This is a genomic window from Undibacterium sp. WLX3042, assembly GCF_049544825.1.
Lineage (GTDB): Bacteria > Pseudomonadota > Gammaproteobacteria > Burkholderiales > Burkholderiaceae_D > Undibacterium.
Genome location: NZ_CP186698.1, coordinates 3,210,195 through 3,225,307, shown reverse-complemented (window position 1 = coordinate 3,225,307; position 15,113 = coordinate 3,210,195). Strand labels below are relative to the sequence as shown.

14 protein-coding genes, 1 tRNA gene and 1 pseudogene are annotated in these 15,113 nt (G+C 50.2%); 3 read left to right on the top strand and 13 right to left on the bottom strand.

Annotation, left to right across the window (positions count from 1 at the left end; all coding sequences use genetic code 11):
* Window positions 1–79 precede the first annotated feature (79 nt).
* The 4 genes and pseudogenes from nusG to ACPAOP_RS14570 all read right to left on the bottom strand — a co-directional run.
* The gene (gene nusG / locus ACPAOP_RS14585) at window positions 80–673 is read right to left on the bottom strand and encodes a transcription termination/antitermination protein NusG (protein WP_423680567.1); all 594 of its coding nucleotides are present in this window, start codon (window positions 671–673) and stop codon (window positions 80–82) included.
* Window positions 673–1,056, bottom strand: a complete 384-nt coding sequence (gene secE / locus ACPAOP_RS14580; protein ID WP_423680566.1) for a preprotein translocase subunit SecE — start codon at window positions 1,054–1,056, stop codon at window positions 673–675. Before secE ends, nusG begins: the two co-directional genes overlap by 1 nt.
* Before the next feature lie 38 nt (window positions 1,057–1,094).
* Window positions 1,095–1,170 (bottom strand) — tRNA-Trp (locus ACPAOP_RS14575).
* Between the two features lie 73 nt (window positions 1,171–1,243).
* Window positions 1,244–1,861: pseudogene (locus ACPAOP_RS14570) on the bottom strand (EF-Tu/IF-2/RF-3 family GTPase); the annotation flags it as partial.
* 116 nt (window positions 1,862–1,977) lie between these two features.
* Here ACPAOP_RS14570 and ACPAOP_RS14565 point away from each other — a divergent pair.
* Window positions 1,978–2,346: a chemotaxis protein gene (locus ACPAOP_RS14565; RefSeq protein ID WP_423708495.1), complete on the top strand. Its 369-nt coding sequence runs from the start codon at window positions 1,978–1,980 to the stop codon at window positions 2,344–2,346.
* A gap of 81 nt (window positions 2,347–2,427) precedes the next feature.
* Here the strand turns inward: ACPAOP_RS14565 and ACPAOP_RS14560 are convergent, their stop codons facing one another.
* The 3 genes from ACPAOP_RS14560 to ACPAOP_RS14550 are packed head-to-tail and all read right to left on the bottom strand — an operon-like array spanning window position 2,428 to window position 5,175.
* Window positions 2,428–3,045: a LysE family translocator gene (locus tag ACPAOP_RS14560; RefSeq protein ID WP_423681707.1), complete on the bottom strand. Its 618-nt coding sequence runs from the start codon at window positions 3,043–3,045 to the stop codon at window positions 2,428–2,430.
* A gap of 8 nt (window positions 3,046–3,053) precedes the next feature.
* Window positions 3,054–3,863 carry an alpha/beta fold hydrolase gene (locus ACPAOP_RS14555; protein ID WP_423708494.1) on the bottom strand — a complete coding sequence of 270 codons (810 nt, stop codon included), beginning with the start codon at window positions 3,861–3,863 and terminating at the stop codon, window positions 3,054–3,056.
* A 1-nt stretch (window position 3,864) separates the two neighbouring features.
* Entirely contained in the window at window positions 3,865–5,175 is a 1,311-nt protein-coding gene (locus tag ACPAOP_RS14550) for an O-acetylhomoserine aminocarboxypropyltransferase (protein WP_423708493.1), read from the bottom strand.
* 153 nt (window positions 5,176–5,328) lie between these two features.
* Between ACPAOP_RS14550 and ACPAOP_RS14545 the strand changes: the two genes are divergently transcribed.
* Window positions 5,329–5,778, top strand: a complete 450-nt coding sequence (locus ACPAOP_RS14545; RefSeq protein WP_186885470.1) for a CBS domain-containing protein — start codon at window positions 5,329–5,331, stop codon at window positions 5,776–5,778.
* A gap of 87 nt (window positions 5,779–5,865) precedes the next feature.
* On the top strand, window positions 5,866–6,858 hold the full coding sequence (locus ACPAOP_RS14540; RefSeq protein ID WP_423708492.1) for an NAD(P)/FAD-dependent oxidoreductase: 993 nt from the start codon (window positions 5,866–5,868) through the stop codon (window positions 6,856–6,858).
* A gap of 164 nt (window positions 6,859–7,022) precedes the next feature.
* On the opposite strand, the gene ACPAOP_RS14535 is transcribed toward ACPAOP_RS14540, so the two are convergent.
* The 6 genes from ACPAOP_RS14535 to ACPAOP_RS14510 all read right to left on the bottom strand — a co-directional run bounded on the left by ACPAOP_RS14535 (window position 7,023) and on the right by ACPAOP_RS14510 (window position 15,089).
* A complete protein-coding gene (locus tag ACPAOP_RS14535) occupies window positions 7,023–8,828 on the bottom strand; it encodes an ABC transporter ATP-binding protein (RefSeq protein WP_423708491.1) in 1,806 nt (601 codons plus the stop codon).
* A gap of 109 nt (window positions 8,829–8,937) precedes the next feature.
* Entirely contained in the window at window positions 8,938–10,476 is a 1,539-nt protein-coding gene (lysS, locus tag ACPAOP_RS14530; RefSeq protein ID WP_423708490.1) for a lysine--tRNA ligase, read from the bottom strand.
* A gap of 110 nt (window positions 10,477–10,586) precedes the next feature.
* Window positions 10,587–11,691, bottom strand: a protein-coding gene (prfB, locus tag ACPAOP_RS14525) for a peptide chain release factor 2 (protein ID WP_423681714.1) whose coding sequence is annotated in 2 segments (ribosomal slippage) — window positions 10,587–11,609 and window positions 11,611–11,691 — 1,104 coding nt in all. Because the reading frame shifts where the segments join, the coding sequence is not laid out codon by codon here.
* Between the two features lie 108 nt (window positions 11,692–11,799).
* Window positions 11,800–12,090: a hypothetical protein gene (locus ACPAOP_RS14520; protein WP_423681716.1), complete on the bottom strand. Its 291-nt coding sequence runs from the start codon at window positions 12,088–12,090 to the stop codon at window positions 11,800–11,802.
* Window positions 12,091–12,240: 150 nt separating this feature from the next.
* The gene (locus tag ACPAOP_RS14515; RefSeq protein WP_423710029.1) at window positions 12,241–14,484 is read right to left on the bottom strand and encodes a YgiQ family radical SAM protein; all 2,244 of its coding nucleotides are present in this window, start codon (window positions 14,482–14,484) and stop codon (window positions 12,241–12,243) included.
* A 176-nt stretch (window positions 14,485–14,660) separates the two neighbouring features.
* Window positions 14,661–15,089: a ribonuclease HI family protein gene (locus tag ACPAOP_RS14510; protein WP_423681717.1), complete on the bottom strand. Its 429-nt coding sequence runs from the start codon at window positions 15,087–15,089 to the stop codon at window positions 14,661–14,663.
* Between the last annotated feature and the right edge of the window lie 24 nt (window positions 15,090–15,113).

Here is a 15,113-nt window from a genome sequence, read left to right as displayed (position 1 = left end):
ATTCACTAAGTCAGGCTCCTCTGCTTGATTATCAGTTTCAAAGATTGCGTCTTTTCGTACTGATCGACGATTACTACTCTCAGACTTTTTCAACCTGAGCGAATTCCAATTCAACGGGAGTAGCGCGACCAAAAATAGTCACTGTCACACGCACTTTAGATTTCTCGTAATTTACTTCTTCAACGTTACCATTGAAATCAGTGAACGGACCTTCCTTAATGCGCACGACCTCGCCAACTTCATACAATACTTTTGGTCTTGGCTTCTCAACACCATCCTGCATTTGCTGCAGAATCTTATCCACTTCATGCTGAGGAATCGGGGCAGGTTTATTTGATTTACCACCGATAAAACCCGTCACTTTACTGGTGTTTTTTACCAAATGCCATGTGTCGTCTGTCATATCCATCTCAACGAACACATAACTTGGGAACAAACGACGTTCAGTAACTACTTTACGACCATTGCGAACTTCAATCACTTCTTCTGTTGGCACGAGAATACGACCAAACATATCCTGCATTTCAGCGCGTTCAATACGTTCCACCAGAGCACGGTGAACACTTTTCTCCATACCGGAATAAGCATGGACGGCGTACCATTTTTTAGCGCTTTTAGGTACAGACACCTGAGGCGCTGTACCTTGCTCGTTTTCCTGAATGTTATCGTTCATTATTTTTTCCATCCAAGGATTACGTCATACAGCAGAAACTCGAGAAACTTATCAGTTCCCCAGAGAAAGATCGCCATGACCAATACAAAACCAAATACGACTGCCGTGATCTGACCAGCCTCTTTACGTGTAGGCCAGACTACTTTTTTTGTCTCGCGAACAGACTCCTTCGCAAAATCGACAAAATTACGACCAACCTCCGAGATCGCGAGCAGACCGACAGCAACAATCAATCCAGCTACCAGAGCAACAACGCGAATCCAGGTTGACTGACCAGCAAGAATGTAAAAAGCAGCAATTCCAGAAACGACTGCAGCACCCGCCAGAATGACTTTATATTTGTCATTGGAGGTACTTACTGTTTGTACGGAATGATTAGACATACTTTTGATTTACTTTCGGTGCCCTGCGGCCTTGACGGTGGCAGGGGCGGTAGGAATCGAACCTACAACCTTCGGTTTTGGAGACCGACGCTCTGCCAATTGAGCTACACCCCTACATCTTAGAACCATTTGATAAGTGATGCGACTTTGGCCAGTCACACCACTTATTTCGAATGAATTTTAAAAATTAATCGATAATTTTAGCAACAACACCTGCACCAACAGTACGACCACCTTCACGAATCGCAAAGCGCAAGCCTTCTTCCATCGCAATCGGGTTGATCAGTTTGACTGTGATAGAGACGTTATCACCTGGCATCACCATTTCTTTATCTGCTGGCAACTCGATCGAGCCAGTGACGTCCGTTGTACGGAAGTAAAACTGTGGACGATAGTTGTTGAAGAATGGTGTATGACGACCACCTTCGTCTTTCGACAGAACATAGATCTCGCCAGTGAAATGTGCATGTGGCTTGATCGAACCTGGTTTTGCCAACACTTGACCGCGTTGGATATCTTCACGTTTTGTACCACGCAGCAGTACACCAACGTTATCGCCTGCCTGACCTTGGTCGAGCAGTTTGCGGAACATTTCAACGCCAGTACATGTTGTTTTTACTGTTTCTTTGATACCAACGATTTCAATCTCTTCGCCGACTTTGATAATGCCGCGTTCAACACGACCAGTTACCACAGTACCGCGACCGGAGATGGAGAATACGTCTTCAACTGGCAACAGGAAGGCACCGTCAACAGCGCGTTCTGGTGTTGGGATGTAAGTATCCAGTGCGTCAGCCAGTTTCAGGCGCACTTGGAAGCTGGCGGCCAATCAGTTTGCCATCATGTTTGGCGAACGCTTCACCAACGCGATTAACTAAAACCCGGCCCCGCACACACAGAATTTCTTACACGTCCAGCATCATGAGTGAAATCATGATGGCAACGCAAGAGCAAACTTCAGGTATAGAACAAATCAATGAGGCAATCGTTCAGATGGATGATGTGACGCAGCAAAATGCTGCACTGGTGGAGCAAGCTGCAGCTTCAGCGTCGGCGTTGCAGAATGAGGCGGATCATCTCAGCCAGCTTGTCAGTACATTTCAGCTCGCTAATATGACAGCGATCCCGCTTGCGGGCACTGAACCCGTCACAAAGCGTGTAACAACGACTTTGCCTGGTAAAAAAGCTGCTGTGGTGAGGGCGCAGACCTCAAGTATTAAAAGACTCAGGCAGGTGAATGATACTGCTCCTGAGAAAAAAGCGGCATCAGATGCCTGGGAAGAGTTTTGATGGTCGGGAGTCAGTTGAGAATCAGTTGATTATGAATTGAAATAGATGTCTGAAAAAAGGGAGAGGGTATTCTCCCTTTTTTCAGACGGCGGCAACCAGCGTGGCAGCACACAATATCAGTACACCTGCGATACGCTCTGTCATTACTGCATATTTTTCTTGTGTCGCCCAATGGCTGGCTTTGCTTGCCAACACACCGTATCCCAGCAAAATAAAAAATTCAGGAATCATGGAGCAGATGGCCAGAATCAGCATTTGCAAACCGACGGCTTCATGCTGATCGATAAACTGCGGCAGGATGGCTACAAAGGTAAGCAAGATCTTGGGATTGGTCAATTGCAGGCTAAGAGCGCTGAAAAAGATGCGGCTTCCTTTTTGTGGCGGCCCATCCAGTCTGGATATGCTGATGGGTGAGGGTTTCCCCAGTATTGCTGATAAGCCCAGATAGACCAGATAGGCTGCACCAAGATACTTGATTCCCATGAACAGCATCGGCGATGTCAGCAGCAGGCTGCCGATACCGGTTGCCGAGAGCGCAAAGTAAATCGCATTCGCCGTTAAAATCCCCAACGTGACAAACAAGGATGTTTTCCAGCCCCGCGCAATGCCATACGCAACCACCATCATGACTGCCGGGCCGGGAGAGAGTGACATTGCCGCTTCTGTCGCGGTGAACAAGGCCCAGCTTTCAAGATTCATCGCCACACTCAGCTACCTCGCACGAAATCGAATAAGGTATCCAGCACGGCATCGGCCTGTTCTGCCATCAGGTCGTGTCCACAATTGTCTATAACGGAAGTTTTGCTATGAGAAATCAGACTACGCAAGCCGGCGATCGCTTTCGGCGGGGTCATCTGATCTTTTTTGCCGAGCAGGAATAAGGTCGGACACCTGACTGATTGCGCAGCAATTTCGCCATTGCTGTAAGCGTTACAGGCGAAGAAATCCGTATAAAAAACCAAATCGGGGTTGATCGCAGAAATGCGTTGCATCAACCTCTTGCTGCCGCCAAGGACGGAAAATCCAGGTCCAGGGCAGGACGGTTTATGCGCAATACTGCTGTGTGACCAGATGTTCACCATATCTATCGCAGCCTGCTCGTCGTCGCGCGCTGCATTCAAAAGCAGGTCTGATACCTTCATCGGGTAGGCTGTACCTATCATTGCGAGATGACTGACTCTGTCCGACGCCTGATAACTGGCTTCCAGAGCAATCAGCGAGCCCATACTGTGTCCTGCCAGAGCGGCGCGCTCAATACCGGCAGCATCAAGCAAAGCAATCAGCCAGGTCGCCATCTGCTCTACGCTATTCAGCGCCTGGCCTTTGCTGCGGCCATGCCCCGGTAAATCAACAGCGAGGACGTTATAACCATGATGGGCAAAATAGCGGGACTGTAAGGCCCAGACAGAATGATCATTCTGTGCGCCGTGTATGAACACGATGCTCGGCAGAGCAGGATTGAAGGTTTTACCTCCGGTGTAGCAATAAGCGTCTTTTCCTTGAATCTGAAACAGCATCTCAGGCTCCTTTCTGAGCAGCTTTCAAGCCGCGTGTCAGGTCTTCAATCAGGTCTTCAACATTTTCCAGACCGACTGATAAGCGCAGTGTTCCTTCTGTGATGCCGGAGGCCTGCAACTGTTCTGTCGGAACACGGAAATGCGTGGTAGATGCCGGGTGTATCACCAGCGATTTCGCATCGCCTACATTCGCCAGATGCGAGAACACATTCAGTGATTCAACAAAACGCTGGCCAGCGGCGCGATCGCCTTTCAGATTGAATGAGAAAACCGCCCCACAACCTTTGGGCAGCAGGGTTTTTGCGAGTTCGTAGTCAGGATGTGTTTCTAATTCCGGGTAAGAAACGGCAGCAACAGCAGGATGTTTTACCAGGAAATCAACGATTTTACGGGTATTGGCGACATGTCTGTCCATGCGCAAGCCCAGTGTTTCTACGCCTTGCAGGATAGCGAATGCATTATGTGGGCTCATGCAGGCGCCGAAGTCGCGCAATCCTTCGCGTCGTGCCCGTAAGGAAAATGCGCCGACAGTCGACTCTTCGGCAAACACCATGCCGTGAAAGCCGTCATAGGGTTCGCAAAGCTCGGCAAAACGTCCGGTTCGGTCATACGCTTTCTGCCAGTCGAATGTGCCGCCATCGACCAGTAAGCCACCAATCGCAGTGCCATGCCCGCACAAAAATTTAGTTGCGGAGTGAAAAACCAGATCAGCACCATGATCAAACGGACGTAATAAATACGGCGTGGTAAACGTTGAATCCAGCATCAGCGGTAAATCGTGTGCGTGGGCAATTTCTGCGATCAAAGGTATGTTCAGAACATCCAGTCCGGGATTGCCGAGAGTTTCAGCAAACAAGGCTTTAGTATTTGGACGTATCGCCGCGCGCCAAGCGTCCGGGTCACGCGGATCAACGAAGGTGGTTTCTATGCCAAAGCGTTTTAAAGTATAGGCGAGAAGGTTTTGTGAGCCACCATACAAAGCACGGGAAGCAACGATATGTGATCCGGCACCGGCGATGGTCGTTAAACCCAGATGCAATGCGGCTTGTCCGCTGGCGACGGCAATGCCGGCAACTCCGCCTTCAAGAGCGGCGATCCTTTCTTCCAGGACTGCATTGGTCGGATTCGAGATGCGCGAATAGACATGTCCGGCGCGTTCCATATTGAACAGTGAAGCGGCGTGATCTGAATCTTTAAACGCAAATGAGGATGTCAGATAGATAGGCGTCGCACGTGCACCTGTTGCCGGGTCGGGTGTTGCGCCAGCATGCAAAGAAAGTGTGTCGAATCCGGGATAGTGGGGGGCACTCATAAACTCTGGTCTCCGTATTGTGATCAGCCAATGCTACCATTAAGATCGCAAAATGAAATGCCGTTTTTACGATGAACTTGCTGGATTTTTTGCATGGCTTGCGATACATTGAAAACAGTTTTAAAAAAACAGAATACATAGGAGGGGAGCCCCATGAAAGTCTCGGAAATTCTTCAAGTCAAAGGCAACATCCTTTTCACTATCACACCTGATACGCCGATTGCAGATGCGATCAGTGTCATGGAAGAAAAAGACATCGGTTCTCTGGTTGTAATGGAATATGGTGATCTGGTTGGCATACTGACCTTCCGCGAAGTCATTCGCGCGATTCATACGAATAAGGGTTCGTTGGGAAGCGGTACCGTACGTAAATATATGGACGACCATCCTATGACGGTCACGCCGGAAACCGAAGTTAACGAAGTACGTCGCATGATGTTGGAAAAACATTCACGCTATCTGCCTGTCATGGATGCAAAAACGCTGATGGGCGTGATTTCGTTTTACGACGTGGCGCGTGCAGTGCTCGAAGCGCAGAGTTTTGAAAATAAAATGCTGAAAGCGTATATCCGCGATTGGCCTGTTGCCGAAAATGAAGAATAGGTAACCGCCTGATGCCGGTTTGATTCGAAATAACGCCCGCAAATAATCAGATGCGGGCGTTTTTTATTGTCTGGAAAAGGGGAAATTATGCATATCGCCATCGTAGGTGCCGGATTATCCGGACTCACCGCAGCTCGTCAATTGCAATCGCAGGGACATCATGTCACCGTGTACGAAAAAAGCCTGGGCGTCAGCGGACGCATGAGTACGCGGCAAACGGAAGTCGGCGGTTTCGATCACGGAGCGCAGTATTTTACGGCGACATCTGACCGCTTTAAAAAAGAAGTCGCTGACTGGAAAAAGCTGGGTTGGATTGCCGCCTGGAATGCACGTCTGGTGACGCTGGACGCGGGTATTGCCAAACCTGCAGGACGTAGTTCGACGCGCTATGTCGCAGTACCTGGTATGAATGCGCTCGGCAAGCAACTCGCACATGGCCTGGATGTCAGGAAAGAACAGCAAGTGCTGGCGCTGGAGCGTCACGATAAACAATGGTTACTCAAAATTCAGTCAAATACGGTTGTGATTCCAGCGACTGCCGGTCCGTTTGATGCGGTTGTACTGGCGATTCCGGCCGATCAGGCTGCGCCTTTACTTGATGTTGCTCCTGAATTCTCAACACAAGCTTACCAGGCAAAGCTGGCACCATGCTGGACGATGATGCTGGGCTTCCAGAATTCCCTGGAATTGCCATACGATGGCGCGTGGGTTAATCATTCGCGCCTGGGCTGGATTGCCAGAGATACTTCCAAGCCGGAGCACCGCGTAGGTGAACGCTGGGTAGCACACGCTACGCCGGCATGGAGTGTGGAACATCTGGAGGAAGATCCTGAGCGTGCGAAAGAGAAATTATTAAAAGCCTTCCATGAAGCCACAGGCTCGTGGGTACAGCCTATTTATGCGGTCGTTCATCGCTGGCGTTTTGCGCAGGCAGAGCATCCGTTGGCGCGGGATTGTCTATGGGATGCCAAACTGGGAATCGGTGTCTGTGGCGATTGGTTTGCGACCGGGCTGGAAGGCAATGGCAGAGTAGAGCATGCTTTCCTCAGTGCACTTGCGCTGGCAAAAACAATTTCCTGATGTGTTGAGAGTGCTGACAACCCCTATTGCAAGGGTTGTCAATATCGATATCTAATCTGCTTCAAAGTGACTTCATCATTATTGTTGCAAATAAAAAGTCGGCTGCTCGCAAATGCTGGGTGCATGCATCATGCCGAAAAAAAATTAAATTTAAGCAGACAGCATTACGTGGCTGATTGTGTTTGACCTTGTGCGCGTTCGCCTGTTTGCAGACGCCACAGTGCCGCATAGCCAGCATTTAATTTCAGTAAATCGTCATGGGTGCCACTTTCGATAATCTGACCAGCTTCCAGTAAATAGATGCAATCGGCCTGTCTCACCGTTGACAACCTGTGCGCGATGACGATGGTGGTACGGTCACGACTGACGACATCAAGGCTGCGTTGTATCGCTGCTTCTGTTTCATTGTCCACTGCGCTGGTTGCTTCATCGAGTATCAGAATTGGCGGATTTTTTAAGATGGCCCTCGCCAGTGCCAGTCGCTGGCGCTGACCACCGGATAATTTTTGTCCGCGCTCGCCGATACGGGTGGCAAAACTCAGAGGCAGCTTGCTGATAAATTCAGTCGCTTCCGCCGCCTGTGCCGCCGCGGCAATCGCTTCTTCCGGCACGTTGTCCAAGCCATAGGCAATATTCTCAGCAATAGTGCCATCGGTTAAAAAACTGTCTTGTGCAACGTAACCGATCAGACGACGTAAATCTTGCAGATTGACACTATCAGTTGCAACGTTATCGAGAAAAATTTTGCCGCTTTGTGGAGTGTAAAATCTCAGCAGAAGTTTGACCAGCGTTGATTTGCCCGATCCCGTCGAACCTACAAAGGCAATGGTTTTGCCAGCAGGTATGTCGAGGCTGATATTGTGCAAAGTCTGTTGCTCCCCGTAAGAAAAATTGACCGCATCGAAACGGATATGTCCCTTTACTCTGTTAGCCGGCAAGTGTTGTCCTTCGTAGCTAATGTTGATTTTCGTATCGAGCAAATTCATGGCGCGGTCAATCGCTGACATCGAGCGCTGATACATATCCGCAACCTCTGCCAGGCTGGTCATCGGCCATAACAGACGTTGTGTCAGATAGACCAGTACAGAATATGCACCGACCGCCAGTTCGTCATGCAAGGTTAGCCAGCCACCGTACACCAGTGTTGCGGTAAAGCCTGCCAGGATCGCCATGCGGATAACCGGGGTAATGGCTGCGCTGACCGCAATCGCCCGCGCATTGGCTTGGCGATAAATATTGCTGGCTTCGGCAATGTGATTTTTTTCAAAATCTTCGGTGGCAAACGCTTTGATCGTGGCCAGCCCGAGCAAGTTGTTGTTCAGGCGGGCACTGACATCGCCAGCGGCCTCGCGGACTTCGGCATAACGCGGTGCCAGCCGTTTCTGGAACCAGAATGCACCGAACAAAATTACCGGTACCGGCAGCAGGGAAATGATTGCTAACGAAGGTTGCAGCGCAAAGAAGACCGCGCTGACCATGATGGAAGAGCAGATCACCTGAATGATCTGGTTCGCGCCACCGTTCAGAAAACGTTCCATCTGATTGATGTCTTCATTCAGCACCGACATCAGATTGCCAGTACGCTGATTTTCAAAATACGCCATTTCCAGTTTTTGTACGTGATCGTAAGTGTCCAGCCGTAAATCATGTTGCAGATTCTGCGCCAGCTTGCGCCATTTCAGCGACAGCAAATACTCAAACCAGGATTCACCCATCCATATAAACGCATTGACCACGCCCAGAAACACCAACTGGTGCCAGGTTTCCGTAATGCCGAAGCCGCCCAGCACGCGTTTGGCGAGAAAGCTTTTTTCGCCATTGACGACGATATCGACCGCGACACCGATCAGCACTTCCGGCAGCACATCAAAGAATTTATTCAGTATCGAATACAGTGTCGCCAGCCGTAAATCAGTTTTGTAAGCACTGGCATAGTGCAGTAATTTTTTTAGCGGATGTGTTGCTGACATAGTGTTTTGGCTCAATTTGAATAAATCAGGTAAATGCAAGAAACAAAAAAAGGGACTGCAGATGACAGTCCCTTTTCGCTATTTCGGGTTTCGCTTCGCTGCCCTGAGATCAATCTTCGCGGCGAAGATGCGGGAACAGAATCACGTCACGGATATTCGGCGAGTCGGTAATCAGCATCATCAGACGATCGATACCGATACCGCAACCGCCGGTTGGTGGCAGACCGTATTCGAGTGCGCGGATATAATCAGCGTCGTAATACATCGCTTCTTCATCGCCCGCATCTTTGGCGGCAACCTGGGCCTGGAAGCGTGCTGCCTGATCTTCGGCATCGTTCAATTCCGAGAAACCGTTAGCAATTTCACGGCCAGTCATGAATAGCTCGAAACGCTCGGTGATGCCGGGAACAGTATCAGAAGCACGCGCGAGTGGTGACACTTCAACCGGATAGTCGATGATGTAAGTCGGATTCCAAAGCTGTGCTTCGGCAGTTTCTTCAAACAGTGCCAGCTGCAAGGCGCCAAGGCCAGCGGTCGCAAACGGTTTGACGCCGAATTTCAGCAATTCAGTTTTGATGAATTCAGCATCGTGCAATTGTTCTTGCGTGTATTGCGGTGCGTATTTATTGATCGCGCCGACAATAGTCAGACGTTCGAAAGGTTTTGACAGATCAAGTTCTTTACCCTGATAAGTCAGCACTGCCGTGCCGTGAGCGTCTTCTGCGGCTTTGCGGATGACTTGTTCGGTGAAATCCATCAGCCATTTGTAATCGACATAGGCTGCGTAGAATTCCATCATTGTGAATTCAGGGTTGTGACGTGGCGATACGCCTTCGTTACGGAAATTGCGGTTCACTTCGAATACGCGGTTAAAGCCGCCGACGACCAGGCGCTTCAGATACAGTTCAGGTGCGATACGCAGATACATTTCCATGTCCAGCGCATTGTGATGCGTGATGAAAGGCTTGGCTGCTGCACCGCCGGGAATCACGTGCAGCATTGGCGTCTCGACTTCCATGAATTCATGGCTGGCCATGAAGTTACGGATCGATGTCATTGCTGCAGTACGCGCTTTGAAAGTGCGGCGCGTATCTTCGCTCATGATCAGATCAACATAACGTTGACGGTATTTGGTTTCCTGATTCGCCAGACCGTGGAACTTGTCTGGCAGAGGGCGCAGTGACTTGGTCAGCAAACGCAAAGTTGTGACTTTAACTGTCAGCTCATCCGTCTTGGTTTTGAACAACACGCCCTCAACGCCGAGGATGTCGCCCAGATCGTAATGGCGGAAGGCTTCCATCGCTTCCTCGCCGGTTTTATCCAGTGTCACATACAACTGTATGCGGCCATCAGCCTTCAGGCCGGATGCATCTTGCAAGGTTGCGAAAGCAGCTTTTTTACCCGCTTCGCGTTTGAGCATCATGCGGCCAGCAACGCTGACTTCCACATTCATGGCTTCCAGTTCTTCGCGACCGATGGAGCCATACTGTTCATGCAGACTGGCGGCTTTATGTTGCGGGCGGAAGTCATTCGGAAAGGCGACGCCTTTGGCGCGGATGGCATCGAGCTTGGCACGGCGTTCCGCGATGATGGAATTTTCATCAACCGGCAATTCGCTGGCAGCAGTTTGATTATTCAGTTCTGACATAAGATTTCTCTCAGATTTCTCTCAGTTGTCCGGGCAGCGTGCCCGCCTGTTTGGTATGTCGGCGCAATGTCCTGCAGACGACATCACGTCGTTGTGATTGCTCGTCTTAATTAAACGCCTTGCTTTAGTGAGGCAGCGATAAATTCATCCAGATCGCCGTCCAGCACTGCTTTGGTATTTCCTGTTTCAAAACCGGTGCGCAGATCTTTGATGCGAGACTGATCGAGCACGTAAGAGCGGATCTGATGACCCCAGCCAACATCGGTTTTGGAATCTTCCAGATTTTGTTTTTCGCTCATGCGTTTGCGCAATTCGAGTTCAAACAATTTCGCTTTCAGCATTTCCCAGGCTTCCGCGCGGTTGCGATGCTGACTGCGATCGTTCTGACATTGAACAACAATGCCTGATGGGCCGTGTGTCAGACGAACAGCGGAATCCGTTTTATTGATGTGCTGACCACCGGCGCCAGAGGCACGATAGGTATCGGTACGCACGTCCGCCGGATTGATGTCGATCTCAAATGAATCGTCAACTTCCGGGTAAACAAACAAGCTTGAAAACGAGGTGTGACGGCCATTATTTGAGTCAAATGGTGACTTGCGCACCAAGCGATGTACGCCTGTTTCGGTGCGCAGGAAGCCGTATGCATAGTCGCCTTCGACTTTCAGGGTCGCTGTCTTGATACCGGCAACATCACCATCGGATTGTTCAAGAATTTCAACCTTGAAGCCTTTGCGTTCGCAATAGCGCAGATACTGACGCAACAGCATCGATGCCCAATCCTGCGCTTCGGTACCGCCGGCGCCGGCCTGGATGTCAATGAAGCAGTTGTTCGGATCCATCGGATTATTGAACATACGGCGGAATTCCATGCCTTCGATCAGGCCGCGCAAATGCTGTGCGTCGGCCTCGATGGATTCCAGTGTATCGTCGTCGTTTTCTTCTTTCGCCATGGCGAGAAGATCGTTTGCATCACGCAGGCCAGATTCGGCTTCGGTCAGCGTGTTGACGACGGCTTCCAGTGATTTTTTTTCTTTGCCCAGATCCTGCGCGCGCTTAGGATCGTTCCAGACGGCGGGATCTTCTAATTCAGCATTAACTTGTTCGAGTTTCTCTGACTTGATATCGAAGTCAAAGATACCTCCGTAGTTCAGCTTCACGGACCGTCAGATCGGCGAGCAGGGAGGACAGACTGTTGAGGCGTTCGGCTTCCATAATTTTAGCTTTTCTTATGCAATCAAACCTTGCATTATACCTTGTAGTGCGCCAAGAATACTGAATTTGCCTGCTTGCCGGTCATTATCTGATGCGCTTGCGCTGTGGTTACCAGACCGAGGTGGTGATCGTTGGTTTTGCCTGACGATGACTTTCAAACCATTTTGTCAGATGCTCTTTAAAACAAGAAGGACAAATATGGTATTGCGTGAGCTTTGATTGTCCGCCGTTCGGAAAAGATTCTTCTTCCTCGAGTGAAATGGTGGTATTGATTTTTTCGTATTCTTTGGTGCCCCAGTTTTCATCCCACAGAGACTCGGCGCCACAAACATCACAGGTGAGTTTGTCAAATACTTCTTCGGTGTGCTCGAGAATCAGAACCGTTTTCATGTGTTTCATATTTCCTCCTTCGGATAGTATTGGAATCGAGGCAGTGGTCAGTTGATTCTACAACAGCTGATTGTGATGAAGTGTCAGAAAAAGAAAAAAGCCGCGATGCAGAAATGCCCGCGGCTTTTGAATTACCTTACTGAGAATTGTACCGGGCTCTTAGCGCCGGCCTGACTTTGCCGGGTTAAGCTTGGGCTTGGCTGACTTGTACGCCAGTGGCGGCCGCGGTGCTGCCGATGAGGTTGCTCTCGGTGTTGTTGCTGCATTGCTGCGTACGACGGGCTTTTTGCCATAAGTATTGATTTTTGGAGCCGCAATGCGACGTCCGTTGGCAACACCGCTTTCGTCCACGGTGACAGGTATGACAGGCTGGCGAGGCGGGATCAAATGACGGGGGCTGTTACCGATCAGGTCGCGCCGCCCCATGCGTATTAACGCCTCATGGATGATTTCCCAGTTTTCCGGCGCATGATAGCGTAGCAGTGCTTTGTGCAGTTTCCGGATTTTTCCTGAACGCGCAGTTTCTACAATTTCCGAATCCGCGGTGACTTTTTTGAGCGGATTTTTGCGCGTATGGTACATGGTCGTTGCCAGTGCCATCGGTGTTGGCATAAACGTCTGCACCTGATCGAGCTTGAAGTCGTTTTTCTTGAGCCAGATCGCGAGATTCAGCATGTCTTCATCGGTAGAGCCAGGATGTGCTGCGATGAAGTAAGGAATCAGATATTGTTCCTTATTCGCTTCGCGCGAATATTTGTCAAACATGTGCTTGAATTCATCATAGCTGCCGATACCGGGCTTCATCATTTTTGATAAAGTATCCGTTTCAGTGTGCTCCGGTGCGATCTTTAATAAACCACCGACGTGATGTGTCACCAGTTCTTTGACATATTCCGGCGAACGGACGGCGAGGTCATAACGCAGACCAGAGCTGATCAGAATTTTCTTCACGCCGGGTATCGCACGAGCCTTGCGATAAATCGAGATCAGTTTGCTGTGATCGGTGCCGAGATTTGTACAAATTGACGGATAGACACAGGAAAGCCGGCGGCAGGATTCTTCGATTTTTTTATCTTTGCAGGCAAGCCGGTACATATTTGCCGTTGGACCGCCGAGATCTGAAATCGTGCCTGTAAAGCCTTTAACTTTGTCGCGGATTTCTTCAATTTCACGAAGAATAGAAGGTTCTGAGCGGCTTTGTATGATGCGGCCTTCGTGTTCGGTGATAGAACAGAAAGTGCAGCCACCGAAACAACCGCGCATGATGTTGACGGAAAAACGTATCATCTCCCAGGCAGGGATACGCGCCTTACCATAAGACGGGTGCGGTGCACGCGCGTAGGCTCGGTCATAGACACCATCCATTTCGTCCATTGCCAGTGGCAGCGGTGGCGGATTCAGCCAGACATCACGGTCCCCGTGGCCTTGCCGAAGCGCTTTGGCATTGCCGGGATTCGCTTCCAGATGAAACACGCGCGATGCATGTGCGTACATCACTGGATCATCTTTGACCTCATCGAACGATGGCAGACGTATTACCGATTTGTGCTGTTTATTCTTTAGCATCAATTGACGTTCTTCGCGGCTCATCATACGAATTGCCTGCTGCTTAACAACATCCGTCTTCACTTCCGTTGTCGCCGCAGTTTGTGCCACATTTGCGTTCGTTGCGCTTTCACCTTCACCAGTCGCGCATTTCGCGCCTTCTTGGGGTGTCATCGCGTACGGATCAGTGTGCGCATCAATTTTTCCCGGTGTATCAATTTTAACTGAGTTGATTTCCACCCATTCTTCATCTGGCAACCAGCCGCGCGGCACCATAAACGCGGTTCCGCGCAAATCGCGAATTTCTTTGATTGGTTCACCTTCTGCCAATCTGTGTGTCAGGTCGATCAGTGCTCTTTCAGCATTACCGAATAACAGTATGTCAGCCTTAGAATCAGGCAAAACAGAGCGCCGCACTTTATCTGACCAGTAATCGTAATGTGCGATCCGGCGCAGACTGGCTTCAATACTGCCGATGACAACGTTGGCATCCGGAAAAGCTTCGCGCGCGCGCTGCGCATACACAACCAGCGCACGGTCCGGACGTTTGCTGCGATCACCATCCGGCGTGTAAGCATCTTCCGAGCGGATTTTTCTGTCGGCAGTGTAGCGATTGACCATAGAATCCATATTGCCGGCAGTGACACCGAAATACAGATTCGGCTTACCAAGAGCGCGGAATGCTTCGGCTGAATGCCAGTCTGGCTGGCTGATGATGCCGACACGAAAACCCTGATGTTCGAGTACGCGACCGATCAAGGCCATGCCAAAGCTTGGATGGTCGATATAGGCATCACCGGTGACAAGGATGACGTCGCAACTGTCCCAGCCAAGTGCATCCATTTCGGCGCGTGACATGGGAAGAAAAGGAGCTGCGTTATCGCCGCCGACTTCAGGTCGGTAGCGAGGACGTGAGAAGAGATTTTTAGGCAAAGGATTCATGGGCGCGATTGTACCGGAAAGCCTTCATCCTTGCCTGGCGTCAGATGAATTTATGCTGAATAATCAAACGCTTGCGTGTCTTAAGCGTTGATTCAGACCCGTAAAAGCTGATCGGTTTCAGTATTTTTATGGCGCGGAACCCATTTCAGCCGCAAACCCGGTAAAGCCGACATCAGCGTTTGCGCCTGTTGACGATAAGCCGATAGTAGTCTGGAGGCCTGTAACTCGCCGGCGAGTACGTCGTTGATCACGACCTGACTGTCTCCGCGCAGCAGTATGGTTTGTGTTTCGGGTTGCATCACTTGTTGGGTCAGCATCGTCAGTGCGGCAATCAGGGCCTGATATTCGGCGTCGCTGCTATCACCATAACCAATCGAGGCGGCATGTTGTGTGACTTTGCCGTCGGGGCTGTGCAGTACGCAGGCGATTTTACAGTTGCCGGGGTTCGGTTTTGCAGAACCGTCAAACCAGGCCAGCCAGTCGGCTTCGCGGGAATTTTTCAGTCCAGAAGTAGGGGGCATATAAAGGAAACTGAGTGTCTAAAT

Coding starts and splice junctions, on each gene's coding strand:
- ACPAOP_RS14515 (WP_423710029.1), bottom strand. CDS start 14,484: ATGTCACGCGCCGAAATGGATGCACTTGGCTGGGACAGTTGCGACGTC.
- lysS (WP_423708490.1), bottom strand. CDS start 10,476: ATGTCAGAACTGAATAATCAAACTGCTGCCAGCGAATTGCCGGTTGAT.
- ACPAOP_RS14510 (WP_423681717.1), bottom strand. CDS start 15,089: ATGCCCCCTACTTCTGGACTGAAAAATTCCCGCGAAGCCGACTGGCTG.
- ACPAOP_RS14565 (WP_423708495.1), top strand. CDS start 1,978: ATGAGTGAAATCATGATGGCAACGCAAGAGCAAACTTCAGGTATAGAA.
- nusG (WP_423680567.1), bottom strand. CDS start 673: ATGAACGATAACATTCAGGAAAACGAGCAAGGTACAGCGCCTCAGGTG.
- ACPAOP_RS14520 (WP_423681716.1), bottom strand. CDS start 12,090: ATGAAACACATGAAAACGGTTCTGATTCTCGAGCACACCGAAGAAGTA.
- ACPAOP_RS14555 (WP_423708494.1), bottom strand. CDS start 3,863: ATGCTGTTTCAGATTCAAGGAAAAGACGCTTATTGCTACACCGGAGGT.
- ACPAOP_RS14540 (WP_423708492.1), top strand. CDS start 5,866: ATGCATATCGCCATCGTAGGTGCCGGATTATCCGGACTCACCGCAGCT.
- ACPAOP_RS14560 (WP_423681707.1), bottom strand. CDS start 3,045: ATGAATCTTGAAAGCTGGGCCTTGTTCACCGCGACAGAAGCGGCAATG.
- ACPAOP_RS14535 (WP_423708491.1), bottom strand. CDS start 8,828: ATGTCAGCAACACATCCGCTAAAAAAATTACTGCACTATGCCAGTGCT.
- secE (WP_423680566.1), bottom strand. CDS start 1,056: ATGTCTAATCATTCCGTACAAACAGTAAGTACCTCCAATGACAAATAT.
- ACPAOP_RS14550 (WP_423708493.1), bottom strand. CDS start 5,175: ATGAGTGCCCCCCACTATCCCGGATTCGACACACTTTCTTTGCATGCT.
- ACPAOP_RS14545 (WP_186885470.1), top strand. CDS start 5,329: ATGAAAGTCTCGGAAATTCTTCAAGTCAAAGGCAACATCCTTTTCACT.